Annotated in this window: 23 protein-coding genes; 13 read left to right on the top strand and 10 right to left on the bottom strand. The window is 72.4% G+C overall.

Annotation, left to right across the window (positions count from 1 at the left end; genetic code table 11):
- Position 1: 1 nt before the first annotated feature.
- Complete coding sequence (locus EWH70_RS17795) at positions 2 to 592, bottom strand: TetR/AcrR family transcriptional regulator (protein WP_130476533.1); 591 nt, start codon at positions 590 to 592, stop codon at positions 2 to 4.
- Between the two features lie 59 nt (positions 593 to 651).
- Here EWH70_RS17795 and EWH70_RS17790 point away from each other — a divergent pair, with 59 nt between their 5' ends.
- Positions 652 to 1,053 (top strand): MerR family transcriptional regulator, encoded by a 402-nt coding sequence (locus EWH70_RS17790; RefSeq protein ID WP_130476532.1) that lies wholly within the window; start codon positions 652 to 654, stop codon positions 1,051 to 1,053.
- Between the two features lie 50 nt (positions 1,054 to 1,103).
- On the top strand, positions 1,104 to 2,036 hold the full coding sequence (locus tag EWH70_RS17785; RefSeq protein WP_130476634.1) for an aldo/keto reductase: 933 nt from the start codon (positions 1,104 to 1,106) through the stop codon (positions 2,034 to 2,036).
- A gap of 76 nt (positions 2,037 to 2,112) precedes the next feature.
- Here the strand turns inward: EWH70_RS17785 and hisS are convergent, their stop codons facing one another.
- Genes hisS through EWH70_RS17770 form a run of 3 tightly spaced genes read right to left on the bottom strand, consistent with a single transcriptional unit; the run spans position 2,113 to position 5,639 of the window.
- On the bottom strand, positions 2,113 to 3,411 hold the full coding sequence (gene hisS, locus EWH70_RS17780; protein WP_130476531.1) for a histidine--tRNA ligase: 1,299 nt from the start codon (positions 3,409 to 3,411) through the stop codon (positions 2,113 to 2,115).
- A 9-nt stretch (positions 3,412 to 3,420) separates the two neighbouring features.
- Positions 3,421 to 4,950 (bottom strand): MFS transporter, encoded by a 1,530-nt coding sequence (locus EWH70_RS17775; RefSeq protein ID WP_130476530.1) that lies wholly within the window; start codon positions 4,948 to 4,950, stop codon positions 3,421 to 3,423.
- Positions 4,947 to 5,639, bottom strand: coding sequence for an LppX_LprAFG lipoprotein (locus EWH70_RS17770; protein ID WP_130476529.1), 693 nt, complete (start codon positions 5,637 to 5,639; stop codon positions 4,947 to 4,949). Before EWH70_RS17770 ends, EWH70_RS17775 begins: the two co-directional genes overlap by 4 nt.
- 141 nt (positions 5,640 to 5,780) lie before the next feature.
- Between EWH70_RS17770 and EWH70_RS17765 the strand changes: the two genes are divergently transcribed.
- The 4 genes from EWH70_RS17765 (at position 5,781) to EWH70_RS17750 (ending at position 9,823) form a co-directional block, all read left to right on the top strand.
- Complete coding sequence (locus EWH70_RS17765) at positions 5,781 to 6,962, top strand: ATP dependent DNA ligase (RefSeq protein WP_240687039.1); 1,182 nt, start codon at positions 5,781 to 5,783, stop codon at positions 6,960 to 6,962.
- Between the two features lie 151 nt (positions 6,963 to 7,113).
- A complete protein-coding gene (rho, locus tag EWH70_RS17760; RefSeq protein WP_130476527.1) occupies positions 7,114 to 8,220 on the top strand; it encodes a transcription termination factor Rho in 1,107 nt (368 codons plus the stop codon).
- Between the two features lie 76 nt (positions 8,221 to 8,296).
- Complete coding sequence (locus EWH70_RS17755; RefSeq protein ID WP_240687038.1) at positions 8,297 to 9,157, top strand: alpha/beta fold hydrolase; 861 nt, start codon at positions 8,297 to 8,299, stop codon at positions 9,155 to 9,157.
- A gap of 9 nt (positions 9,158 to 9,166) precedes the next feature.
- Positions 9,167 to 9,823 (top strand): peptidylprolyl isomerase, encoded by a 657-nt coding sequence (locus EWH70_RS17750; protein WP_130476526.1) that lies wholly within the window; start codon positions 9,167 to 9,169, stop codon positions 9,821 to 9,823.
- 435 nt (positions 9,824 to 10,258) lie between these two features.
- Here the strand turns inward: EWH70_RS17750 and EWH70_RS17745 are convergent, their stop codons facing one another.
- The 3 genes from EWH70_RS17745 to EWH70_RS17735 are packed head-to-tail and all read right to left on the bottom strand — an operon-like array spanning position 10,259 to position 12,983.
- On the bottom strand, positions 10,259 to 10,717 hold the full coding sequence (locus tag EWH70_RS17745) for a flavodoxin family protein (RefSeq protein ID WP_130476525.1): 459 nt from the start codon (positions 10,715 to 10,717) through the stop codon (positions 10,259 to 10,261).
- Positions 10,717 to 11,349 (bottom strand): maleylpyruvate isomerase N-terminal domain-containing protein, encoded by a 633-nt coding sequence (locus EWH70_RS17740; protein WP_130476524.1) that lies wholly within the window; start codon positions 11,347 to 11,349, stop codon positions 10,717 to 10,719. Before EWH70_RS17740 ends, EWH70_RS17745 begins: the two co-directional genes overlap by 1 nt.
- A complete protein-coding gene (locus EWH70_RS17735; RefSeq protein ID WP_130476523.1) occupies positions 11,346 to 12,983 on the bottom strand; it encodes a phospho-sugar mutase in 1,638 nt (545 codons plus the stop codon). Before EWH70_RS17735 ends, EWH70_RS17740 begins: the two co-directional genes overlap by 4 nt.
- Positions 12,984 to 13,020: 37 nt before the next feature.
- On the opposite strand from EWH70_RS17735, the gene EWH70_RS17730 reads away from it, so the two are divergent.
- Both EWH70_RS17730 and EWH70_RS17725 read left to right on the top strand, forming a co-directional pair.
- Complete coding sequence (locus EWH70_RS17730) at positions 13,021 to 13,572, top strand: hypothetical protein (RefSeq protein ID WP_130476522.1); 552 nt, start codon at positions 13,021 to 13,023, stop codon at positions 13,570 to 13,572.
- A 37-nt stretch (positions 13,573 to 13,609) separates the two neighbouring features.
- Positions 13,610 to 14,770 carry a glycosyltransferase gene (locus tag EWH70_RS17725; RefSeq protein ID WP_130476521.1) on the top strand — a complete coding sequence of 387 codons (1,161 nt, stop codon included), beginning with the start codon at positions 13,610 to 13,612 and terminating at the stop codon, positions 14,768 to 14,770.
- Here EWH70_RS17725 and EWH70_RS17720 read toward each other — a convergent pair.
- Both EWH70_RS17720 and EWH70_RS17715 read right to left on the bottom strand, forming a co-directional pair.
- Entirely contained in the window at positions 14,757 to 15,563 is an 807-nt protein-coding gene (locus EWH70_RS17720; protein WP_130476520.1) for a purine-nucleoside phosphorylase, read from the bottom strand. The genes EWH70_RS17725 and EWH70_RS17720 overlap by 14 nt on opposite strands.
- A 163-nt stretch (positions 15,564 to 15,726) precedes the next feature.
- Positions 15,727 to 17,439, bottom strand: a complete 1,713-nt coding sequence (locus EWH70_RS17715; protein ID WP_276320563.1) for a serine/threonine-protein kinase — start codon at positions 17,437 to 17,439, stop codon at positions 15,727 to 15,729.
- Between the two features lie 71 nt (positions 17,440 to 17,510).
- Between EWH70_RS17715 and EWH70_RS17710 the strand changes: the two genes are divergently transcribed.
- The 5 genes from EWH70_RS17710 (at position 17,511) to EWH70_RS17690 (ending at position 24,278) form a co-directional block, all read left to right on the top strand.
- Entirely contained in the window at positions 17,511 to 19,355 is a 1,845-nt protein-coding gene (locus EWH70_RS17710; RefSeq protein WP_130476519.1) for a methylmalonyl-CoA mutase family protein, read from the top strand.
- Positions 19,352 to 21,529, top strand: coding sequence for a methylmalonyl-CoA mutase (gene scpA / locus EWH70_RS17705; protein ID WP_130476518.1), 2,178 nt, complete (start codon positions 19,352 to 19,354; stop codon positions 21,527 to 21,529). Before EWH70_RS17710 ends, scpA begins: the two co-directional genes overlap by 4 nt.
- The gene (meaB, locus tag EWH70_RS17700; protein WP_130476517.1) at positions 21,519 to 22,508 is read left to right on the top strand and encodes a methylmalonyl Co-A mutase-associated GTPase MeaB; all 990 of its coding nucleotides are present in this window, start codon (positions 21,519 to 21,521) and stop codon (positions 22,506 to 22,508) included. The genes scpA and meaB overlap by 11 nt, the downstream gene beginning before the upstream one ends.
- A gap of 32 nt (positions 22,509 to 22,540) precedes the next feature.
- Positions 22,541 to 22,816 carry a hypothetical protein gene (locus EWH70_RS17695; protein WP_240687037.1) on the top strand — a complete coding sequence of 92 codons (276 nt, stop codon included), beginning with the start codon at positions 22,541 to 22,543 and terminating at the stop codon, positions 22,814 to 22,816.
- A 160-nt stretch (positions 22,817 to 22,976) separates the two neighbouring features.
- On the top strand, positions 22,977 to 24,278 hold the full coding sequence (locus tag EWH70_RS17690; RefSeq protein WP_130476515.1) for a M20 family metallopeptidase: 1,302 nt from the start codon (positions 22,977 to 22,979) through the stop codon (positions 24,276 to 24,278).
- A 58-nt stretch (positions 24,279 to 24,336) separates the two neighbouring features.
- Here the strand turns inward: EWH70_RS17690 and EWH70_RS17685 are convergent, their stop codons facing one another.
- Positions 24,337 to 25,236, bottom strand: coding sequence for a DUF559 domain-containing protein (locus EWH70_RS17685; RefSeq protein ID WP_240687036.1), 900 nt, complete (start codon positions 25,234 to 25,236; stop codon positions 24,337 to 24,339).
- Positions 25,237 to 25,340 lie beyond the last annotated feature (104 nt).

The following is a 25,340-nucleotide window of genomic DNA, read 5'->3' as shown; positions in this document are numbered from 1 at the left end:
GTCAGGCCAGCCAGCCGCGGACGTTCATGCGCAACGCGGTCTCGTAGGCGCCGCCGAAGTCGAACGTGTCCGGCTGCGACCCGGACACCTCCAGCGACACCAGGCCGTGGGCCAGTCCCCAGGCGCTCATCGTCATGACGTCCGGGTCGACGTCACGGAACACCCCCGCCTCGATCCCGGCGGTCACCAGGTCCCGCAACGGCCGCAGGGTGCCCAGCGCGAGTTCGGCGGCGTCGTCGCCGGGCTCGAACCCGGGCACCGCCTGGGTGAACATGATCGTGTACAGGTGCGGGTCGGCGAGCGCGCTCTCCCGGTAGGCCAGGCCCAGCCGGACCAGGTCCTCGGCGACGTCACCGGTGGTCTCGACGCCGGCCATCCGGGCGCCGAACCGCCGGAAGCCCTCCACGAACAGGGCGTTGACCAGGTCGAGCTTGCTGCCGAACAGCGAGTACACGGCCGTGGTCGAGGTGCCGACCTCGGCCGCCAGCTTGCGCAGGCTCAGCGCCTTCGCGCCCTCCGCCGACAGCAGCTCGCCCGCCCGGTCGAGCAGCCGCAGCCGCAGGGCCTCGTCGTGGGTACGGGGGCGCGCCATGCGAACAGCCTAAGTTCGGGTTTGACCTGGAGCGCACTCCAGGTCGTACGGTCGATGTCATGAGCCACTCGATAGCCGAAGCCGCACGCCGGAGCGGCCTGTCGATCGACACCCTGCGCTACTACGAGCGCATCAAGCTGCTGGACCCGCCGGCCCGCGACGCCGCGGGGCGGCGCAGCTACTCCGAGACCGACCTGGCCTGGCTGGAGTTCCTCACCAAGCTGCGGACCACCGGCATGCCCATCCGGCTCATGCGTGAGTACGCCTCGCTGCGCCGCCTCGGCAACGTCAGCGCCGGCCGCCGCAAGGCGATCCTGGTCGAGCAGCGCCGGTCGGTCGCCGAGCGCATCGCGGAGCTGACGGCCTGCCTCGACGTACTGGACTACAAGATCGACAACTACGACCAGCTGGAACGTAAGTACATGGAGTCACAACCGGAGTTCGAGGGGAAGACCGCGTGAAGACACGCACACTGGGCACGCTGGAAGTCGGCGCGCAGGGCCTGGGCTGCATGGGGATGAGCGAGTTCTACGGCGCGGCCGACGACACCGAGTCGGTCGCCACCATCCACCGCGCGCTCGACCTCGGCGTCACCCTGCTGGACACCGCCGACATGTACGGCGAGGGCGCCAACGAGGAACTGGTCGGCCGGGCCATCGCCGACCGGCGGGACCGGGTGGTGCTGGCCACCAAGTTCGCCATCGTCCGCGACCCGGACGACCCGCACGCCCGGACGATCCGCGGCGACGCACCCTACGTGCGGCAGGCCGCGGAGGCGTCGCTGCGGCGGCTGGGCGTGGACCACGTCGACCTGTACTACCAGCACCGGGTCGACCCGAACACGCCGATCGAGGAGACCGTCGGCGCCATGGCCGAGCTCGTCGAGCAGGGCAAGGTGCGGCACCTCGGGTTGTCCGAGGCGGGTGCGGAGACGATCCGCAGGGCGCACGCGGTGCACCCGATCACCGCCGTGCAGACGGAGTGGTCGCTGTGGTCGCGGGAGATCGAGGACGAGGTGGTCCCGGTCTGCCGTGAGCTGGGCATCGGCATCGTGCCGTACTCGCCGCTCGGCCGCGGCTTCCTGACCGGGCGGTTCACCTCGCGGTCGGACTTCGGCGACGACGACTTCCGGCTGACCACCCAGCCGCGGCTGGCCGAGGAGAACTTCGACCGCAACCTGGCGCTGGTCGACGCGGTCCGGACGGTGGCGGCCCGCAAGGGGATCACGCCGGGCCAGCTCGCGCTGGCCTGGGTGCACTCGCGGGGCGCCGACGTCGTGCCGATCCCGGGCACCAAGCGGCGTACCTACCTGGAGGAGAACGTCGCGGCGGCGGACATCGAGCTGTCCGGGGAGGACATCGCCGAGGTGGAGGCGGCGGTGCCGGTGACCGAGGTCGCCGGCACGCGCTACCCCGAGGCGGCCCTGCGGCTGCTCGGCCGGTAACGCCGAGCCCGGAGCACGTGAAGGCCACCTTCACCACGTCTGACGTAATGAAGGTGGCCTTCACGTGCCTGGCGCGCTACGGGGAGCCGGTGAGCAGGCGGGTGACAGCGTCGGCGGCCTCGGCCGCCGGCACCGTCCGCTGGTCCCGGGTGGCCAGGCTGCGCACGGTGACGTTGCCCGCGTCCCAGTCCTCCTGGCCGACGATCACCACGACCTTCGCGCCGGCCTTGTCCGCCCTGGTCAGCTCCTTGCCCAGCTTGCGGTGCTCCAGCGGGCTCGACGTGCGCAGCCCGGCGCGGCGCAGGGCCGACGCGACCGAGCGGGCGGCACCACCCAGCTCGGCGACCACCGGGATCACCGCGACGTCGAACTCGTTGCGTGGCTTGGGCAGCAGGTCGTGCGTGGTGAGGAAGTCGATCAGCGTCACGTCGCCGAACGCGAACCCGATGCCGGGGATCTCCTTCGGCGTGAACAGCCCGGCCAGGTCGCTGTACCGGCCACCGCCGAACAGCGCCCGGTTGTTCTCCGGCGAGGTGTCGTAGACCTCGAACACCGTGCCGGTGTAGTACGCCAGGCCGCGCACGATCATCGGATCGAACTTCACCAGCCTGCCCGCGTCACTGTTGAGCACCTCGACCAGGTGCGACGCCTCGCGCACCGCCGCGGGCAGTTCGTCGAGCAGCGCGGTGCCCGCGGTCAGCGTCTCACCGAGCCGCTCGAACTGCTTGTCGGTCAGGCCGATCTCGGCGGCGTCGGCGGCGAGCTTCTCGCGGTCGTACTTCTCCCAGCGGTCCACCAGGGAGAACACCTGGAGTAGCTGCTCGCCGGTCACACCGACCACATCGGACAGCGCGCTGCTCAGCAGCGTCCGGTCGTTGGCGCGCACCACGAACATGTCCTCGGTCGCGCCGAGCGCGCCCATGATGTCGTGGACCAGCTCGAACAGCTCGATCTCGCAGTTCGCGCTCTCCGAACCGAAGATGTCGACGTTGATCTGCCAGTGCTCGCGGACCCGGCCGCGCTGCGGACGCTCGTAGCGGTGGCAGTTCGGGTGGCTGTACCAGCGCACCGGGAACTGCAGCGATCCGGCGTTGCCCGCGATCATCCTGGCCACCGACGGCGTCATCTCCGGCCGCAGCGCCAGCCGCCGCCCGCCGCGGTCGGTGAGCGTGTACAGCTGCTGGTCGGCCAGCTCCTGCCCGGACTTCGCCTCGTAGATCTCGGCGGACTCCAGGATCGGGCCGTCGTAGCGCTGGTACCCGTAGCTCTCGATCACCCGGTAGAGATGCTCGAACACCTGCGTCCGGACGGACATCTCCGCGGGGAGGAAGTCCCTGGTTCCCCGGTACGGGGCGGTCGGCAGGTACTCGGGCACGGTCGTTCCTTAGCTCGGCTGTACGGACCCCTCAAGCCTAACGGTCGCCCGCGACGGCAATAACAGCGCGACCAGCGCACCGGCCAGGCAGACGAAGGCGGTGAGCAGGAAGATCTCGGTGTACTGGGTGTGCATGGCCCCGCGTACCGCGCCGGTGTAGGCCCGCATCGCCGTCTCGAACTCCGCCGCGCTGGGGTGGAGCACCTTGATCGGGGCGTTCAGCGACCCGGTCAGCTCGTGGAAGCGGTGCAGGCCCCACGCCGACAGCGCGGCGATACCGACCAGCATGCCGGTCATCCTGGCCACGACCAGTGCCGCGCTCGCCACACCGTGCTGGGTGTCCGGGACCACCCGCAGCACCGCCGAGGACAGCGGCGCGATGACCAGTCCCAGCCCGAGGCCGACGATCACCAGGTCGGTGTCCAGCCGGGGCAGGCCGAGCGGGTGCGTGGCGGCGAGGACGTCGATCGGCCACGCCGACATCAGCAGGAACCCGGCGCCGGCGACGACCATGCCGCCTGCCGCCACCCAGCGTTCGCCGATCCGCGCGGACAGCCAGCCGCCCAGCAGGGCGCCGACCGGCAGTGCCACCAGGAACCGCAGCAGCAACAGCACGGCGCCGCGGTCGTCGCGGCCGAGCAGTGTCTGGGCGAACAGGTCTACGTCGACGAGCGTCACCATCAGCGCCGCGCCCGCGGCGAGGCTGGTGCCCAGCGCCGCGCCGAAGGGCCGGCCGCGCACGCCGCCGGTGTCGATCAGCTTCGTGCGTGCCCGCAGCTCCCACAGCACGAACGCCACCAGCACGACGGCCGCCGCCACCAGGCACGGCACGCCCCACTCCGGCAGCACCCGCACCCGCGGCTCCGGGTTGTACAGCCCGACCACCAGTAGCGCGAGCGTCACCGCGAGCAGCGCCGCGCCGGTGACGTCGGCTTTAGCCCGCGAAAGACGGTCCGGGCGCTCGTGCCGGGGCAACGCGAACTGGACCGCGACCATCGCCGCCGCCGCGAGCGGGACGTTCACCCAGAACACGCCACGCCACCCGGCCGCCGCCGCGATCGCGATGCCGAACAGCGGGCCCAGCACGCTGCCCAGTTCCTGTGCCGCCCCGACCGTGCCCAGCACGGCGGCCCGCCGCCGCTGCGCCCACAGGTCGGCGACCAGCGCCATGGTGACCGGCAGCAGCGCGCCGCTGGCGATGCCCTGCACGACCCGGCCCGCGACCAGCAGCGGCAGGTCCGGCGACAACGCCGTCAGCACGGACCCGGCGAGGAACCCGCCCAGGCACAGTTGCAGCAGCGGTTTGCGGCCGAACCGGTCCGACGCCTGTCCCAGCAACGGCATGGCCGCGACGTAGCCGAGCAGGTAGCCGGTGATGATCGGGGTGACGCGTTCCAGCCGGTTCACCGGGATCCGCAGGTCGTCGATGATCTCGCGGAGCAGGCCGACGACGACGTAGGTGTCCAGCGCGCCCAGCAGCACGGCCAGGCCGCCCGCGGCCAGCGCCACCCGGCGCCTGCCGCCCAGCACGGTGCTCACGCCGGGGGCGTGACGGTCACCGGCTTGTCCACATCGGACAGCGTGACCTCGACCGTGGCGCCGTCCGGGAACTTGACGGAAGCCTTCAGCGGCAGGCGCTTGCCGTCGGCCTGCAGCCAGTAGGTCGCCTCCGTGTCACCCTGGACGCCGGGCAGCAGACCGGTCAGTGCGGCCTGCGGCAGCTTGCCGGTGACCTTGTACGCCGCGACGCCGCCCACGTCCTCGCGGGCCTCGGTCTTCGGCTCCTGCACGCCGCCGATGACCTTGGCGATGCCGCGTTCCGGGTCCAGCACGGCCGACGGGTCGTAGACCGAGGAACTCAGCATCGCCGGGATCTTCTGGAAACCGCCGGTCGGCCCCTTCAGGTAGAGGGTGTCACCGGTGAGGACGAACTCGCCCTCGATCAGCTGACCGCCCAGCTCCAGCTTGCCGGTGCCCTTGGCGCTGCCGGACGGGCCGCCGTCCTTGGTCAGGTCGCCCTCCAGGCTCTGCACGCTCAGGCCGGCGACGGTCCCGTTGGTCTGCAGGGTGAAATGGGCGCTGCGGACGTCGCGCATGGCCGTCGCCGACTCGCTGACCAGGGTCGCGGCGTCGGGCAGTTGCGCGCCGGGTTCGTCGGAGGAACAGGCGCCGAGGGTGGCTCCGATGGCGAGCGCGAACGCGGCGAACAGCAGGCGACGGGGCTTCATGGCGTGCATCGTAGGCCTATCGGACGCCAGGGTTCGCTTGGTTGGCCGCGTTTCACCCCGTACCGGTTCGGCTACTCTGCGGTGACCCCCGCTGGAAGGGAGAAAGCCCTGCCAGAAATACGCGGTGACGACGGCGTTTTCGTGATCCAGCAACACCATGGCGGCCAGCCGCACTGGGACGTCCGGGTACGCCGGGGTGGCGACCTGGTCTCCTTCGCGGTGCCGCTGGGCCTGCCCTGTGAACCCGGCGTGAACCGGCTCGCGGTGTGCACCGATCACCCGGTCGCCGGTGAGCCGGTGACCGAGTGGGACCGCGGCAGCTGCGCCGCCGGGCACTGGAACGACGACCGCGTCGAGGTCACGTTCCACGGCGAGCGGGCCCGTGGCCGGTACGTGTTCGTCAACGTGCACGGCGAGGGCGACCGCCACTGGATCGTCCGCCGGGTGGACCCGGCGCCGGCCGGCTGGCGTCCGCTGCCGGTGTTCGTGCCGCCGATGCTGGCCCGTCCCGGGCTGCTGCCGAAGGTCGACGAGGACGAGCAGTGGGCCTACGGCCTGGCCGGCGGCGGGGTGCGGGCCGTCGCCAGGGTGCAGGACGGCTGGCTGGTCCTGCGTGACGCCGCGGGCGAGGACATCACCGCGCGCTATCCGGAACTACGCGGGCTCGGTGAGCGGCTCGCCGGTGCGGAAGTGTTGCTGGACGGGGAGATCGTCACCCCGCGCGGCGGCAGGCCCGCCGTCTACCTCGTCCACGACCTGTTGCATGTGGACGGACTGTCCTGTCTGGACCTGCCCTACGCCGAGCGCAGGGCCCTGCTGGACGGACTGGACCTCGCCGGTGCGCACTGGCGGGTATGCGGGCACTACGTCGGCGATCCTGCCACCGCGCTGCGGGTCGCGCACTCCCGCGGACTGGCCGGGGTCGTGGCCAGGCGGCTGGGCAGCCGGTACCGGCCGGGCAGGACCTCGCCGGACTGGCTGGCCGTGGACGGGGTGTACATCGCGGAGGTCGTCGTCGGCGGCTGGCGGCCCGGCTCGGGCAGGCGGTCCGGCACGTTCGGCTCGCTGCTGCTGGGACTGCGCGAGGGCGGCGTGCTGCGTTACGTCGGCAACGTCGGTTCCGGCTTCTCCACGGAGGAACTGGCCTGGCTGACCGGCAGGCTGAACGAGGCGGCCACCGACCGCTCGCCGTTCCACTCGGTGCCCGAGGGGCAGGCGGCAGCGGCGTACTGGGTGCGGCCGTCGCTGGTGGCCGAGGTGGTCCACCGCGGCTGGACCAACGCGGGCTGCCTGCGTAATTCCCGCTGGCGCGGACTGAGGTAGTTGCGGTAGCCTGAAGGCGTCTCCTCTCCTGGGTGAGGGCGGTCAGCCCCCCGGAGAGTGGTTCTCCAGAAAATCCGGTCCGAGCCGGATTCGTCGTGGCCGTAGTTCTCGCCACACCCTCCTTCGTAACTGACACAGAAAAGAAAACACCATGTCTGACAACACCTTCGCGGTGGCGGGCGTCCTCGACGTCGCCGGCAACCGCACCCTCCTGCGGACCGACGGGTACCTGCCCGGTCCGCGGGACGTCACCGTCCCACGTGGACTCGTCCGGGAACACGGGCTGCGCCGCGGCGACGCCGTGGCGGGCACCGCCGGACCCGCCGGGCTGACCGGCGTGGACACGGTCAACGGCAGGCATCCCCGCTACGCCGTGTCCCGGCCCGCGCTGGCCGACCTCGTCCCGGTGCATCCGGACGAACGGCTGCGGCTGGAGTCCGAGCCGCACCTGGTGACCGCGCGAGCGGTCGACCTGCTGATGCCGATCGGCAAGGGTCAGCGCGCGCTGGTCTTCGCGCCGCCCAAGGCCGGTAAGACGTCCGTGCTGCGGGCCATCGCGCACGGCATCGCCAAGAACCACCCCGAGTGCCACCTGATGCTGGTGCTCGTCGGCGAGCGGCCCGAGGAGGTCACCGACCTGGCCCGGACCGTTCCCGCCGAGGTCGCGGCCGCGACCTTCGACCACACCGCCCGGGACCAGACCGCCGTCGCCGAACTGGCCGTCGAACGGGCCAAGCGGCTGGTCGAGCTGGGCGAGGACGTCGTGGTGCTGCTGGACTCGATCACCCGGCTCGGGCGGGCCTACAACCTGGCCGCGCCCGCGTCCGGGCGGATCCTGTCCGGCGGCGTCGACGCGTCCGCGCTCGTGCCGCCCAAGCGGTTCCTCGGCGCGGCACGCAACATCGAGAACGGCGGCTCGCTCACGATCGTCGCCACCGCGCTGGTGGAGACCGGTTCGGCCGCCGACACCCTGATCTTCGAGGAGTTCAAGGGCACCGGCAACGCCGAGCTGCGGCTGGACCGGCAGGTCGCCGCCCGCCGGGTGCACCCGGCCGTCGACCTGCCCCGGTCCGGGACGCGCAAGGAGGAACTGCTGCTGGACCCCGCCGAACTGGCCGCGACCAAGGTGCTGCGCCGGGCGCTGTCCGGCCGCGACAACGCCGCCGACACGCTGGTCGACGGCCTGCGCAAGACCCAGACCAACGCCGAGTTCCTCGCCCGGATCGCCGGGACGGGCACGGCGCGGCGCGCAGCGTAGCGGAGACCGATGGCATCCCGATGATCTGACCATCCGGCTGCGCACGGTGGTGAAGTGCCTGGTAGAACGGTCGCTCGTGACTGGACAACCGACCTTCGTCCTGGTGCACGGCTCCGGCACCAGCTCGTTCATGTGGGCCCCGGTGCAGCGCGAGCTGGCGCTGCTCGGCCACCGCAGCTACGCGGTGGACCTGCCCGGCCACGGCTTCGACGCGGACTACTCACCGCACTACCAGGCCCCGCAGGACCTGGCCGCGTTCGGCGCCGAACCGTCCCGGCTGGCGGGCGTGACGCTCGAGGACAACGTGCGCCAGGTCGTCGAGGAGGTGCGCGCGCTGTCCGCGCACGGGCCGGTCGTGCTGGTGGCGTCCAGCCTCGGCGGGGTGACGGCGAGCAAGGTCGCCGACACCGTGCCGGAACTGGTCGCCCACGTCGTCTACGTCTCGGCGTGGTGCTGCGTGACCCGGCCGAATCCGGTCGCGTACATGGGGGAGCCGGAGTTCGCTGGCAGCCTGCTGCCGGGGCTCGGCGGGCTCGCCGTCGGCGACCCCGAGGCCATCGGCGCGGGCAGGGCCAACTACCGCACGGCCGACAAGGACCTGATCGCCGCGCTCAAGGAAGCCACGATGGCCGAGGCGGGCGACGGGCAGTGGCTGGCGTTCCTCAACATCATGCAGCCCGACGAGTCGATGCAGGTCATGCTGGGCGACGCCACCGTGCACGCCGACCGGTGGGGCACCGTGCCGCACACGTTCGTCCGGCTCACCGGGGATCGGTCGCTGCCGATCGAGCTGCAGGACCGCCTGATCGCCGACGCCGACCGGCTCACCCCGGACAACCCGTTCACCGTGCACACGGTGCACGCCAGCCACGCCGGGTTCCTGCTGAAGGCGAAGGAGGTCGCCGCGATCCTCGACGGGACCGTCGCTTCGCGCTAGGTTTCGCGCATGTTCGCACGCCGAGTGGCAGCCGTGGCTGTGTCCGTTCTCGCCGTCGCCGGGTTCGCGCCCGCAGTGGCTTCCGCCGCGCCCGCCCCCGCGCCGCCGACGGTGCGCTGCGAGTTCATCCCCACGCCGGACCTCCCGGCCGCCAAGCCGGTGAAGCCGCCGCGGCCCACCGCGCCGACGCGCGGCACGGCGCTGTCGGTGCTGCTGACCAACTACGGCCCGGTCGCCGTCCAGCTGGACCGGTCGGTGGCGCCGTGCGCGGCGCACAACTTCGCCCACCTGGTCCGCAGCCGGTTCTACAACCACACCCAGTGCTTCCGGCTGACCAACTCGGCGCGGCTGGGCGTGCTGCAGTGCGGTGACATCTACGAGGTGGAGAAGGGCGGCCCCGGCTACCGCTTCGCCGACGAGGTGACCGGCAAGGAGACCTACCCGCGGGGCACGGTCGCCATGGGCAACCAGGGGCCGGGCACCAACGGCAGCCAGTTCTTCGTCGTGCACTCGCACGCGAACATCCCGCCGAACTACAGCATCTTCGGCAAGGTCGTGCTCGGCATGGACACGCTGGACCGCATCGTCGCCGCCGGCATCGCCGACGGCAAGGAGGACGGCCTGCCGAAGCACCCGGTGCGCATCCACCACGCGTTCGTCATCTAGGGACTCGGCCTCTCCCGCGAAGCCGGGTGTCCGGCAGGGCGAGGTGGGTGGGTCCCGAGCGCAGAACTCGTGTTCCGGAACGCAGAACTCGCGTGCGTGAGCGCAGAACTCACGATGTGGACGCCGGTTCTCACGTAGTGCGCCGGTCACCTGGGTGAACGGTCCGTTCGCGCGAGTCGTCCGTTCTCACGCGCGAGTCGTCCGTTCCGGACCCGCGAGTTATCCGTTCCGGACCCGCGAGTTATCCGTTCCGGACCCGCGAGTTGTCCGTTCCCGCCCGCCTGGTCCCACCGTCCGGCGTGGCGGTTCCAGATAGCGAGACACCGCCCGTCCCAAGCTCGTGAAGGCCACCTTCATTACGTCTCACGTGGTGAAGGTGGCCTTCACGTGCTCGGGGACTTCGCCGGGCAGGGCGGGGAGGGCGGCTTCAGCGGGCTAAAGCCGGTTCTCGAGGGTGGCCGCCAGGGTGGCGCCCAGCTCCCAGCAGGCCTCCCGGTCGGCCGCGGTGGGCTCGCCGGTGACCGTCACCGGCTCGGCGGCCTGCTGCCAGCCCAGCCCGGTGGTGATCGACGCGATCCCGCGCAGGGTGCCCGACACGTCGCTGCCGCCGTGCACGAACACCCCGAACGGCCGCCCGCGGGTGGAGTCCAGGCACGGGTAGTACACCGTGTCGAAGAAGTGCTTGAGCGCCCCCGACATGTACCCGAGGTTCGCCGGCGTGCCCAGCAGGAACCCGTCCGCGGCCAGCACGTCGGGCACGGTCGCGCCGAGCGCGGGCCTGCGCACCACGTCGACGCCGGTGATCTCGTCGGTGGTCGCACCGGACAGCACCGCCTCGAACATCGCCTGAGTCGACGGCGACGGCGTGTGGTGCACGATCAGCAGCGTGGGCATCAGAACGCCGCGATCGTGCCGGGCGCGCGCTCGGCCCGCGACAGCGCCCGCAGCACGCTGGTCGGGCCGTGCCGCCGCACCGCCAGCCGGGACAGCAGGTCGATGACCCGCTCGGACGCGCTGTCCGGCAGCTCCGGTGTCGCCACGCCGACGCTGACCGCCAGGTCGTCCGAGTGCACCGCCAGCTCCATCAGCCTGGTCAGCAGCAGATCCTCCAGCAGCAACGACCACGGCCCCCAGAACGGCAGCCGCATCGGCCGGTTGTCCGCCTCCGGCAATCGCTCCGCCATGGTCGCCAGCGCGGCGTCGAACCGGGCCACCATCGCGGCGTGTCCCTCGGCCGCCTGCTGCTCGCCGCCGCGCCGGATGTTGACGTTGAACTCGGCGTCCAGGTCGGCGTCGATCCACTCCGCCCGCTCGTAGTGGCCGAGGACCGGCACGGTGGGCTCGGCGGGCGTCGGGCTGTCCAGCAGGTCCGGCAGCGCGAGCACCTGGAACGCCAGGTGCTCGGCCAGCCCGCCGACGGTGAAGTCCGCCAGCGCGCTCGGCTCGTCCCAGCGGGCGGCGACGGCCGGGTCGCGCAGCAGCTCGCCCGCGGCCCGCGCCGCGGCGAGGAAGTCCTCGCGGATCACGTGTCCTCCTTCAGCAGCGCCTCGACGGCGCCGCGTAGCCCCGCCAGCCGCCCGGCGGCCCGCTGCCGCGCGTCGGCCAGCTCGGCGGCCACCGGCTCGGTCACCTGCAGGTACGCCTTCAGCTTCGGCTCGGTCCCGGACGGGCGCACGACGACGCGCAGCCCGTCACCGGTCAGCCGCAGCACGTCCGCCTCGGGCAGCAGGTCGGTGACGGTCACCGCCGTCCCGGCCAGCTCGGCGGGCGGCTCGGCACGCAGCCGCGACATCAGCCTGCCGATCGTGCCCAGCTCCGACACCCGCAGCGACACCTGGTCGGTCAGGTGGACGCCGTGCCGCACGGCCAGCTCGTCCAGCGAAGCGGGCAGCGATCCACCGCGTTCCTTCAGCGTCGCGGCGAGGTCGCAGGCGAGCACCGCGGCGGCGATGCCGTCCTTGTCCCTGACGAAGTCCGGGTTGACGCACAGGCCCAGCGCCTCCTCGTAGGCGAACACCAGACCCTCGCCCGCACGCGCCAGCCACTTGAAGCCGGTGAGCGTCTCGGTGTAGCGCGCGCCATGTGCCGCCGCGATCTCACCCAGCATCGACGACGAGACGATCGTCGTCGCCACCAAGGGATCTGCACTGTCCACAGTGGACAAAATGTGCTCGCCGAGCAGGACACCGGTCTCGTCACCGCGCAGCATCCGCCACCCGTCCCGGTCGCGTACGCCGAGCGCGCACCGGTCGGCGTCCGGGTCGAGCGCGACGGCCAGGTCCGCGCCGGACTTCTCGGCCAGCTCCAGCAACAGGTCGGTCGCCCCGGGTTCCTCGGGGTTGGGGAACGCCACGGTAGGGAAGTCCGGGTCGGGCTCGCGCTGCGCGGCCACCAGTTCCGGTTCGGCGAACCCGGCGGCCCGCAGGGCGGCGGCCAGCGTCTCCGCGCCGACGCCGTGCAGCGCCGTCGCCACCACCCGCAGCTCACGGGCGGTGCCCCGGGGCAGTGCCGCCACCCTGGCCAGGTAACCGTCGACGACCTTGTCACCGAGCACGGTTGCCCCTGGCGCGCGGGGAACGGACACCGCCCCGGGCGCGGCGGCGATCGCCTTCTCGATCAGGCTGTCCGCCGGCGGGACGATCTGGGCGCCGGTGTCGTCGTAGAGCTTGTAACCGTTGTCGGCGGGCGGATTGTGCGATGCCGTGATCTGGATGCCCGCCACCGCGGACAGCTCGCGTACCGCGAAGGCCAGCACCGGCGTCGGCAACGGCCCGGGCAGCACCCTGGTGTCGAACCCGGCCGCGGTGAGCACCTCGGCCGCCGCCGTGGCGAACTCCGCCGACCCGTGCCGGGCGTCCCTGCCGACGACGACCACGCCACCGGCCTTGCCCCGCGACGCCAGCCAGGCGGCGACACCGGCGGTGGTCCGGACCACGACGGCGGTGTTCATGCCGTTCGGCCCGGCACGCACCGGGCCGCGCAGTCCCGCGGTGCCGAACTCCAGCGGGCCGCCCATGCGGTCCTCCAGTTCGGCCAGCGCGGCGGGGTCCTGGCTCATCGCCCTGGCCAGCACCTGCTGCAGTTCGGCGCGGCTGTCCGGGTCGACGTCGTCGGCGATCCACCGGAAGGCCCGGTCACGTAGTTCGGCGGTGAGGCTCACCCGGTCACAGTAGCCACACACGAGATCATCGGCGCCGATGACGGTATATGCGATCGGTGGCAGCTCCAGCGTCGGCAAGACGACCGTGGCGGAGCGGCTCGCCGCCAGACACGGTGTCGGCGAGGTGGTTCACGTCGACGATCTGCGCACCCACGACCTCACGGCGAGTCCCGGACACAGCTGGCTGCGCCCGGACGCCGAACTCCTGGAGGCGTTGCTGGCCTCGACGGCCCGGCTCCAAGCCACGCTGGCCACCGAACTCGACCGGCTCAGCGCGCTCGGTCGCTCCACGATCATCGAGGGGGAAGGCATCCAGCCGGACCTACTGCACCGGTACGCGCACAGCGACTGCCGCGTGGTCTACGTGATCGAGCCCGGGGAACAGGCGCTGTGGACGACACTCGCGACCCGGCCGGGCAGTTCACGGTTCCTGGCCCTGAGCCCGCCCGAACGGCGCGGCGTGGTGCGGATGAACCACCTGTACGGGCAGTGGTTGCGGACGGAGGCCGAGCGGTACCGGCAGCCGTGGCTGTCCAGCAGGCCCTGGGACACCCTCGACCGCCGGGTCGGCGAGTGCCTGTTCCGGTAGCTGGCAGCGCGAGCGGATTCTGCCTACGCTCGAACCAGTGCGAATACTCTTCTCGAGTCTGGTACACACCGGACATTTCTTCCCGCTGCTGCCGCTGGCGGCAGCGCTCAGGGACAACGGTCACGAGCTGCTGTTCGCCACCGGCTCGGACAACCACGACACGATCACTTCACTGGGGATGACACCGATCGAGGCGGGGATCGGCCTCGACGTCGGCGCGCCGACGGCGGCCGAGCAACTGGGCGTCGATCCGGACCCGAAGGCGGAGCGCTCGCCGGAGGAGCTGGTGCGGCTCATCGTCACCGCCTTCGCCGACGTCCTGCCGCGCCGCTTCGTGGCCGACCTCGAACCGGTGCTGGCCGAGCGTGCTCCGGACCTGGTCGTGTGGGAGGCGGGCAACCTCGGCGCGATGATCGCCGCCAAGCGCGCCGGAATCCCCAGCATCGCCCACGGGTTCGGCCGGGTCGGTGACGACGACTTCGACGTCCAGGGCGCCGAGGTGATCCAGCGGACCGCCGCCGAGTTCGGCGTCGAGCTGCCCGGCGGTCGCGGGTTCGGCGACCGCTACCTCGACATCTACCCGGAGTCCTTGCAGGGCAAGCGGTTCCTCGCCGAGGAGGCCGACCTCCGGATCCCGCTGCGGCCGGTGCCGTTCAGCAAGCCGGGTCCGCTTCCCGCGGTCGCCGAGGGCGAGCGCACCCGGCCGCTGGTGTACCTGACGATGGGCACCGCGTTCGGTTCGGCGGAGGTGCTGCGGACCGCCGTCGCCGGGCTGAGCGAGCTGGACGTCGACGTGCTCGTCTCGGCCGGGCCGTCGGTGGACGCCGGTGAGCTGACCGGCCTCGGCGACCGCGTCACGGTCGAGTCCTGGGTTCCGCAGGACCAGCTGCTGCCCCGCGTCGACCTGGTCGTGCACCACGGTGGCGCGGGGACGACGCTGGGCAGCCTGGGCGCGGGCGTGCCGCAGCTGTTCCTGCCGCAGGGGGCCGACCAGTTCATCCACGCCGGGGTGGTCACCGAGGCGGGTGGCGGCGAACAGCTGCTGGGTGAGGCGTTCGGCGCCGACGCCGTGGCCGAGACGGCGCGGCGGCTGCTCGACGAGCCGGGCTACCGGCAGGTCGCCGGCCGGATCGCAGGCGAGATCGCCGAGATGCCCTCGCCCGCCGAGGTCGCCACGCGGGTGGTCAAGCCCGGCTGACCAGCTCGCGCAGCAACGTGCCCATGCGCACCGCGGCGGCGCGGCCGGCCTCGAGCACCTCTTCGTGGTTGAGCGGTTCGCCGGTGATCCCGGCGGCCAGGTTCGTCACCAGCGACAGCCCGAAGACCTCGAGACCGGCCGCCCGTGCCGCGATGGCTTCCAGCACGGTCGACATGCCGACCAGGTCCGCGCCGAGCGTGCGCAGCATGCGGATCTCGGCCGGTGTCTCGAAGTGCGGGCCGGGTAGCCCGGCGTAGACGCCCTCGGCCAGGTCCGGCTCGATCTCCCGGGCGATCCCGCGCAGGCGGTCGGAGTACAGGTCGACGAGGTCGACGAAGTTCGCGCCGGTGATCGGCGAGGTCGCCGTCATGTTCAGGTGGTCGGAGATCAGCACCGGCTGGCCGACCGTGAAGCCGTCGCGCAGGCCACCTGCCGCGTTGGTGAGCAGGACCGTACGGGCACCGGCCGCCGCCGCGGTACGCACGTTGTGCACCACCGGGGCGATGCCCTTGTTCTCGTACAGGTGAGTGCGGCCCAGCAGGATCAGCGCGCGCTTGCCGCCGACCTCGACCGACCGGACGGTGCCGCCATGCCCCACCGCGCTCGGCGCGGCGAAGCCGGGCAGGTCGGCCAGCGGGATCTCCGCGGCCGGTTCGCCGATGACGTCGGCGGCAGGCCGCCAGCCCGAGCCGAGCACCACCGCGATGTCGTGCTTGTCCACACCGGTCCGTTCGGCGATCACCTTCGCGGCGTCGCCGGCTGCCTCGAACTGGCCGCCCGCGCTCTCAGTCATGCGGTGGAGCGTAACGCTCGTTAACCCGGTGGTGGGCTGGACCCGCACCGGTCGGGCCGTCGGCGTCTGGACTGACGAGCCCCAAGGCCGCTCAGCGGCCGACGGCGAGGAGGGAAGACGCCGACTGAAGGGCCCGACCGCGTCCGAGCGGAGCGAGGACCAACTACGCAGTGGTGCGGAAGGTGGGGACGATCTGGTCGAACAGCTCGGTGCGCGCGGTGACCTCCTGGTCGGTCGGGACGGCCACACTCACCACCCACAGGCTGCCGCCGTGGGTGAACACCTGCGCGAACGTCGTCCGCGCGGCAGGGCGGTCCGGGGAGTCGGGGTTCCGCTCGACCGTGTGGTAGGTCAGCGTCATCCCGTTGCGGCCGTCGGTCAGCGGCGTGGAGTCGGCGACCGTCAGCACGCCCTGCGGCCACGACTGCCGCAGCAGCGCCGCGTACTCCTCCGGGCCGGTGCCGCCGCCGAACCCGGCGAACCGCTCGACGGCGGCCACCTGCCTGCCGTCGGCGGAGACGAACCGCACCAGCGTGCTGGGCGGCAGCAACGGCATGGTGTTGCGCTGGGTGCTGAACCGGACCCAGTCCTCGGGCACCTTGAGGGTGAACAGCCCGCCGGACATGCCGCGGACGTTGGTGGCGTCCCCGTCGCGCTCGACGAGCGGGCGCAGCGGCGGAGCGGTCGGCGCCGGCGCTGGTTCGGTGTCCGGCGGGGCCAGCGGGCTGGCCGACACGACCCTGGTCAGCACGAATCCGCCCGCGGCGGCGGCCAGGAACAGCAGCACCGCCAGCAGCGCCAGGCCCACCCCGGCGGCCGCGCCGCGCCCGGCAGGTGCCGGTGCGGCGGCGGGAGCCGGGGCGTGGCCGCCGAACGGCAGCGGTCCCGGGTCGGCGGCCAGCGCGCCCTGCGACTGAGCCGGCGGGGCCTGCGCCGCGGGTGGTGCGGCGGCGGGGGCCGGGATGACCTGGGTGGCGCCCGCGTCGGGCTGGCCCCGCTCCGGCGGCTTGGCGGGTGTGCTGAACATCGCCGGGTCGAACAGGGTGTTCCGGGGCTTGCTGAGCAGCGGGTACAGCCGCTGCCGCACCTGCGCCAGCGACAGCCGCTCGGCGGGCTCCTTGGCCATCAGCCCGGAGATGATCGGCGCGAGCGGGCCCGGGCTGGGCCGCGGCACCTCCCCGTGCACGACCTCGGTGACGGTCTGTAGCGGGTCGCCGTTGACGTCGTACGGCGGCGCCCCCTCCACGGCGGCGAACAGCGTCGCGCCGAGGCCCCACAGGTCGGCCGCGTGCGACACCTCGCCACCGGAGGCGACCTCCGGCGCGATGTAGGCGGGGGAGCCCAGCATCATCCCGGTCCTGGTCAGCGTCACCTCGGAGACGTTGCGGGCGATGCCGAAGTCGGTCAGCTTGATCCGGCCGTCCGCCGCGACCAGCACGTTGCCCGGCTTGACGTCACGGTGGGTGATCCCGGCGGCGTGCGCGGCCTCCAGCGCGGCGGCCACGGCGTCGGCGACGGCGGCGGCCTGGTCGATGTCCAGCGTGCCGTTGTCCCGCAGCAGCGCGGCCAGGCTGTGTGAGGGCAGCAACTCCATCACGACGAACGGCTCGCCGTCCTCGCGGGCGACGTCGTGCAGGATGATCACGTTCGGATGCGACAGCACGGCGATGGCCCGAGCCTCGCGCAACGTGCGTTCCCGCAGCTCGGCGGCCTGCGACTCGTCGACGCCGGGCGGCAGCCGCACCTCCTTGACGGCGACCGGCCGGTGCAGGAACTCGTCGTAGGCCGACCACACCGTGCCCATCGAGCCCGTGCCGAGCACCGAGCGCAGCCGGTAGCGACCGGAAACCAGGCGGGTCTGCTCGTCAGGGGTCACACCCCTATTTTGTCGGCACCGCGACTCGCGTCACACTCGCAGGGTCCCCGGTGGCCCTAGCATGGTTTTTCATGACGACGACGTCCCTGCCGGAAGAACCCGGCGAGCTGGTGCTCGGCGGCGAGTTCGACGCGCCGAGCCGGCAGCGGTGGCAGGAGCTGGTCGCCGGCGTGCTGCGCAAGAGCGGAGCGTTACCCGAGGACTTCGGCGGCGATCCGGACAGCCTGCTCACCAGCCGGACCTACGACGGCATCGAGCTACGGCCGCTGTACACCGCCGACGACCAGGCACCACCCGCCGGTTTCCCCGGGCTGCCGCCGTTCGTCCGCGGCACCCGCCCGGAGGGCGCGCTGGTCACCGGCTGGGACCTGCGTCAGCTGCACGCCGACCCCGACCCCGCCGCGGCCAACCGCGCCATCCTGGCCGACCTGGAGGGCGGCGCGGGCTCGGTGTGGCTGCGCACCGGAACGGGCGGCGTGCCCATCGCCGCCCTGCCCGACGTGCTGGCCGGCGTCTACGCCGAACTGGCCCCGGTCGTGCTCGACGCGGGGGAGGAGTACGCGGCCGCCGCCGACGCGCTGCTGGCGGTGTTCGCCGACCGTGACGTCCCGGACAGCGCGGTCACCGGCAACGTCGGCGCCGACCCGATCGGCCTGCGGGCCCGCACCGGACAGCCGCACGACGTCGCCCCGGCCGCCGAGCTGGCCGCCCGGCTGGCCGGCCGCCATCCGAACCTGACCACGCTGGTCGCCGACGGGCTGCCCTACGCCGAGGCGGGCGGTGCCGACTCACAGGAGCTGGGTGCCGCGGTCGCCACCGGCGTCGCCTACCTGCGGGCGCTCACCGCCGCCGGGCTCGACGTCGCCACGGCGGCCCGGCAGCTGGAGTTCCGCCTCGCCGCGGGCGCCGACCAGTTCCTCACCATCGCCAAGCTGCGGGCGGCGCGGCGGCTGTGGGCCAGGGTCACCGAGGTCTGCGGGGTACCGCCGGAGCAACGCGGCATGCGGCAGCACGCCGTCACCTCGCCCGCCATGTACACCCGCCGCGACCCGTGGGTGAACATGCTGCGGGCCACCATCGCCTGCTTCGGCGCGGCCGTCGGCGGCGCCGACGCGATCACCGTGCTGCCGTTCGACCACGCCGTCGGCCTGCCCGACGCGTTCGCCCGCCGCATCGCCCGCAACACCAGCGCGATCCTCGGCGAGGAGTCCCGGCTCGGCGGGGTGATCGACCCGGCTGGCGGCTCCTGGTACGTCGAGCGGCTCACCGACGAGCTGGCTCACGCGGCATGGCGGGAGTTCACCGCCATCGAGGCCGAGGGCGGCATCGAGTCCACACTGGACTCCGGAGCGCTGGCCGGCAGGCTGGAGCGGACCTGGGCCGGGCGGGCGAAGCGGATCGCCAAACGGGCCGACGCGATCACCGGGGTGAGCGAGTTCCCCAACCTGACCGAGAAGCGTATCGAGCGTCCCGCGATGTCCACTGTGGACGGCGGGTTGCCCCGGCGCCGGTACGCCGAGGCGTTCGAGGCACTGCGGGACGCCGCCGACGCGGCGCAGGCCCGGCCCCGGGTGTTCCTCGCCACGCTCGGCCCGGTCGCGGCACACACCGCGCGGGCGACGTTCGCGGCCAACCTGCTCGCCGCCGGCGGCATCGAGGCCATCAACCCCGGCGCCACCGACGACCTGCCCGCCGCCCTGCGCGAGTCCGGCGCGACCGTGGCGTGCCTGTGCGGCACCGACCGCGACTACGACGAGCGTGCCGCCGAGGTCGCCACCCGGCTGCGTGAGGCCGGCGCGACGACGGTGCTGATCGCGGGCAAGCCACGCGACGGCGTCGACGGCGCCCTGTACGCCGGCTGCGACGCGCTGGCCGTCCTGACCGAGCTGCACGCGACGCTGGGAGTCACGGCATGACCATCCCGAACTTCGCCGACGTCGAGCTGGGCACGCCCGAGCCGGGCGGCGCCGCGGACTGGGCCGACGCCCTGCAGGCCAGCACCGGCAAGGGCGCCGACGCGCTGGCCTGGGAGACACCGGAAGGCATCGGCGTCAAGCCGCTCTACACCGCCGACGATCTGTCCGGAGTGGACTTCACCGGCGGCTACCCCGGCATCGCGCCGTACCTGCGCGGGCCCTACCCGACGATGTACGTCAACCAGCCGTGGACCATCCGGCAGTACGCCGGGTTCTCCACCGCAGAGGAATCCAACGCCTTCTACCGGCGCAACCTCGCGGCAGGCCAGAAGGGCCTTTCGGTGGCGTTCGACCTGGCCACCCACCGCGGCTACGACTCCGACCACCCGAGGGTCGCCGGTGACGTCGGCATGGCCGGGGTGGCCATCGACTCGATCTACGACATGCGTCAGCTCTTCGACGGCATCCCGCTGGACCGGATGAGCGTGTCGATGACGATGAACGGCGCGGTGCTGCCGGTGATGGCGCTCTACGTCGTCGCCGCCGAGGAACAGGGCGTGCCCCCCGAGAAGCTGGCCGGGACCATCCAGAACGACATCCTCAAGGAGTTCATGGTCCGCAACACCTACATCTACCCGCCGCAGCCGTCGATGCGGATCATCTCCGACATTTTCTCGTTCACCTCGCGCAACATGCCGCGGTTCAACTCGATCTCCATTTCCGGCTACCACATGCAGGAGGCCGGGGCGACCGCCGATCTGGAGCTGGCCTACACGCTGGCCGACGGTGTCGAGTACATCCGCGCGGGCATCGACGGCGGGCTGGACATCGACTCGTTCGCGCCGCGGCTGTCGTTCTTCTGGGCCATCGGCATGAACTTCTTCATGGAGGTCGCCAAGCTGCGTGCGGCCCGGCTGCTGTGGGCCAAGCTGGTCAAGCAGTTCTCCCCGGCCAACGACAAGTCGCTCTCGCTGCGTACGCACTGCCAGACCTCGGGCTGGTCGCTGACCGCGCAGGACGTCTACAACAACGTCGCGCGCACCTGCGTCGAGGCGATGGCCGCCACCCAGGGGCACACGCAGTCGCTGCACACCAACGCACTGGACGAGGCACTGGCGCTGCCCACCGACTTCTCCGCGCGCATCGCCCGCAACACCCAGCTGCTGCTGCAGCAGGAGTCCGGCACCACCCGGGTCATCGACCCGTGGGGCGGCAGCGCGTTCGTCGAGCGGCTCACCTACGACCTGGCGCGCCGGGCGTGGGCACACATCGAGGAGGTCGAGTCGGCGGGCGGCATGGCCAGGGCCATCGACGCCGGTATCCCCAAGCTGCGCATCGAGGAAGCGGCGGCCCGCACGCAGGCCCGCATCGACTCCGGCCGCCAGCCGGTGATCGGGGTCAACAAGTACCGGCTGCCCGCCGACGCCACCGAGGACGTCGAGGTGCTCAAGGTCGACAACGCCGGGGTGCGCGGTCAGCAGCTGGACAAGCTGCGGCGGCTGCGCGAGGAACGCGACTCCGCGGCGACCGAGGACGCGTTGCGCAGGCTCACCGCGGGCGCCGAGGCCGACGGCAACCTGCTGGAGCTGGCCATCGACGCGGCGCGGGCCAAGGCCACGGTCGGGGAGATCTCCGACGCGCTGGAGAAACTGTGGGGCCGCCACTCCGGCCAGATCCGTACCATTTCCGGCGTGTACCGCGACGAGGTCGGCAAGTCCGGGAACGTCGAGCTGGCCCGGCAGCGGGTCACCGAGTTCGGCGAGGCCGAGGGCCGGCGGCCACGCATCCTGGTCGCCAAGATGGGGCAGGACGGGCACGACCGCGGGCAGAAGGTGATCGCCACGGCGTTCGCCGACCTGGGCTTCGACGTCGACGTCGGCCCGCTGTTCTCCACCCCGGCCGAGGTGGCCCGTCAGGCCGTGGACGCCGACGTGCACATCGTCGGTGTGTCCTCGCTGGCCGCCGGGCACCTCTCGCTGGTGCCCGCGCTGCGTACCGAACTGGCGGAGCTGGGTGCCGAGGACATCATGGTCGTCGTCGGCGGGGTGATCCCGCCGCAGGACTACGACGAGCTGCGGGCCGCCGGTGCCGCCGCGATCTTCGGTCCCGGCACGGTGATCGCCGACGCGGCCGTCGAACTGCTCGGTCAGCTCAGCGCGCGGCATGGCTCGTAAGGTCGACGTCGCGGCCTACGCCAAGGGCGTGCTGGCCGGGGACAGGGGGACGCTGTCGCGGGCGATCACCCTGGTCGAGTCCAGCCGTCCCGAGCACCGGGCACTCGCGCAGGAGCTGCTGGTCGAGTTGCTGCCGTCGGCCGGTGGCGCGCGGCGGGTCGGCATCACTGGCGTCCCCGGTGTCGGTAAGTCGACATTCATCGATCAGCTGGGCACCGACCTGACGACGGCCGGGCACCGCGTCGCCGTACTGGCCGTCGACCCGTCGTCCACCCGCACCGGCGGCAGCATCCTGGGCGACAAGACCCGGATGGCGCGGCTGGCCGTCGACCCGGCGGCGTTCATCCGGCCCTCGCCCACGTCGGGCACGCTCGGCGGCGTCGCGCGGGCGACCAGGGAGACGATCGTGCTGATGGAGGCCGCCGGGTACGACATCGTGCTGGTGGAGACCGTCGGCGTCGGGCAGTCCGAGGTGACCGTGGCCAACATGGTCGACTGCTTCCTGTTCCTCACCCTGGCGCGCACCGGCGACTCGCTGCAGGGCATCAAGAAGGGCGTGCTGGAACTGGCCGACGTCATCGCCGTCAACAAGGCCGACGGCGAGCACGAGCGCGACGCCAAGCGCGCGGCCAGGGAACTGTCCGGCGCGCTGCGGATGATCTACGGGCCGGACGCGCCGTGGACGCCGCCGGTGCTCACCTGCAGTGCGCTGAACGGCACCGGCCTGGACACGGTGTGGCAGCAGGTCGGCAGGCACGCCGACACCCTGGCGGCCTCCGGTGAGCTGGCCGCCAAGCGCAGCCGTCAGCAGGTGGACTGGACCTGGTCGATGGTGCGCGAGCAGCTGCTGGACCGGCTGACCGCGCATCCGGGCGTCGCCGAGGTCGTGCCGGAGGTCGAGCGGGCTGTCCGCGACGGTGAGCTGACCGCCACGCTGGCCGCGCAGCGGATTCTGGACGCGTTCGGCAGGTCCGGATGACGCACAGTGGCCGGCAGGGCACACTGAGGGGCGTGGCGTACAGGCGTGTGGTGTTGGCGGTGCTGGCGGGTGTGCTCGTCGGGCTCGGTGTGCTGACCGGTCCGGCTGTCGCCGCCGAGCCGGCTCCCGGGTCGGAGATCGTGCTCGCGCAGACCCAGCCGGGGCCGGTGCTCGACCCGGCCGAGACCGAGCGTGCCAACGGGGAGAACAGCCGCAGCAAGCTGATCGCCGGCGGCGCGGCCGTCGTGCTGGCCGGGATCGTGTTCTGGGGACGGCGGGTGCGCAAGAAGCGCCGCAGTGGTGGCTGAGTTCGTTAAGCCTGACCGAACTGAGTGTCGCCGTTCGGCGCAGATCCACTACCGGCTGTCCGGTTGAGCACTGTGGAAACTGGTCCCTTGCGACCTGCATGGTGCACCATCGAGCACCGATGGGTACGACTTTTCTCACACTTCGAATGGCAGGTGCGGCGTGACCGTGCTGGATTCGCGGCCGGAGACGCCGGAGGACCGGGACGGCGTCCGGGTGGCCACCACTTCCGGTGACCCGGACGCGCTCATCACGCCCGGTGGCGTCAGCATGGCACCTGTGCAGGATGTCGGAGCCGGACGAGGCCCCGCCTGGCTCGACGAGTGGCTGACCGAACACGCGGCCGACGTCGTGGCGTGGCGGAGGCACATCCACGCCAACCCGGAGCTGTCGCGGCGCGAGTACGCGACGACCGAGCTGGTGGGCGGCGTCCTGCGCTCGGCGGGGCTGCGGCCGTCCGTACTGCCCGGCGGGACAGGCCTGATCTGCGACATCGGCGAGGGTGACCGGTGCGTCGCGCTGCGTGCCGACATGGACGCGCTGCCGCTGACCGAGGCGACCGGCCTGCCGTTCGCGTCGACCGTCGACGGCGTGGCGCATGCCTGCGGGCACGACGCGCACACCACGATCCTGCTGGGTACCGCGCTGGCCCTGCGGGCCGCCGACGAGCTGCCCGGCCGGGTGCGGCTGATCTTCCAGCCCGCCGAGGAGGTCATGCCCGGCGGTGCGCTGGACGCCATCGACGCCGGTGCGCTCAAGGACGTCGAGCGGATCTTCGGGCTGCACTGCGCGCCGAGGCTCCCGGTCGGCGTCGTCGGCACCCGGGTGGGGCCGCTGACGTCGGCCGCCGACCTGGTCGAGCTGCGGCTCACCTCGCCCGGCGGGCACACGTCGCGCCCGCACCTGACGGCCGACCTGGTGCACGCGCTGGGCACAGTGATCACGTCGCTGCCCGCGCTGCTGTCCCGGCGGGTCGACCCGCGGTCGGGCACGGTGCTGGTCTGGGGTGCGGTGCACGCGGGCGAGGCCGCGAACGCGGTGCCGCAGGACGGCGTCCTGCGCGGCACGCTGCGGACGGCCGACCACGACACCTGGACCCAGCTGGAGCCGCTGGTGGCGTCGCTGGTCGAGTCGCTGCTGGCGCCGACCGGCGTCGGCTTCTCGCTGTCCTACACCCGCGGCGTGCCGCCGGTGGTGAACGACCAGCTCAGCGTGGACATGATGCGGGCGGGCGTCGAGGCCGCGCTCGGTGAGCGGTCGCTGACCGACGCCGAGCAGTCGTCCGGCGGCGAGGACTTCGGCTGGTACCTGGAGCACGTGCCCGGCGCGTTCGCCCGCCTGGGCGTGTGGTCCGGCGAGGGCCCCATGCGTGACCTGCACCAGGGCACCTTCGAGCTGGACGAGCGCGCCCTCCTGGCCGGCATCCGCGTCATGACCCACACCGCCCTGACAGCCCTGGCCTGACCCGCGAGTCTCGCGCTCAGGAACGCGAGTGTCGTGTTCAGGAACGCGAGTCTCGCGCTCAGGCCGCGAACCCCCGGCGGGCGAAGGCCGCCCGGACGCCGGCGATCAGCCGGCTCGGGTCGTGCAGGTCGGTAGCGTCGGCGCGGATGACGATCCAGCCGCGCCGGCGCAGGTCCTCGTCCCGTCGCGCGTCCCGACCTCGCCGGTCCAAATGGGCGGCGTAGCCGTCGTACTCGACGGCAATCCGCAGGTCGGGCCAGGCGAAGTCGAGCCGGTACACCACGCGGCCGGCCAGGTCGGTCACCGGGAATTGCGGTACCGGCGGCGGCAGGCCGCCGTCGACGAGCTCCAGGAGGGTCCAGCTCTCCGCAGGCGACTCGGGTAGGCCGGTGGCCAGACCCAGCAATGCGTGAGCCTGGCGCCGGCCCCTCGGATCGACCCGCTCGTCGATCCGCATGCCGACCCAGTCCAGGAACCCCGCGTGTGCCTCGGCCGGCACGCGGGCGAGGACCTGGTCGGCGCAGGCCAGGGCCGAACGTCGGCTACCGCGGGTGAGCAGGTCTGCCAGTGCCAGCTCGACAACGACCGTGCGCAGGCCGTCGACCTCCTCCACGTCCGCCGGGTCGAGGCGGCCTCGGTGAGCAACCAGACCGGACCGGTCACCGACCCGGCTGCTGTAGGGCACGAGCAGGTCGATCGGAGCGTTGTCGGCCGCCGTGCAGCCGTTCAGCAGAAGGGTACTGTTCCTGGTGAGGGCGGCGTCCGGACCGGCGTGGAGAAGGGCTGCCTCGGCCCGGGTGTGGAATTCGAGGGCACGTTTACCGTCCATCAGGACGGAGCGGGAGAATGACACGAGGATGCCGTGATCGATCGCCGCACGCAGGGCTCGTTTGCCGAAGACCCGCATCGCGTCGGTGCGCAGGCAGGCGCCGTGTGCGCTGTTCGGAAGAGTAGTCACGTGCCTACTGTGCGCCCGTTGTGACGAGCGCGTGACCGTCCGAACGGACGTGGATGAAATCTGTGGATAACCCGAAAGGGTGTGGATAACTCATCCACTGGGCG

This window comes from Amycolatopsis suaedae (assembly GCF_004214935.1).
GTDB classification, from domain to species: Bacteria; Actinomycetota; Actinomycetes; order Mycobacteriales; family Pseudonocardiaceae; genus Amycolatopsis; species Amycolatopsis suaedae.
The sequence above is the reverse complement of the archived record's forward strand: the minus strand, read 5'-3'. Positions and strand labels throughout refer to the sequence as shown.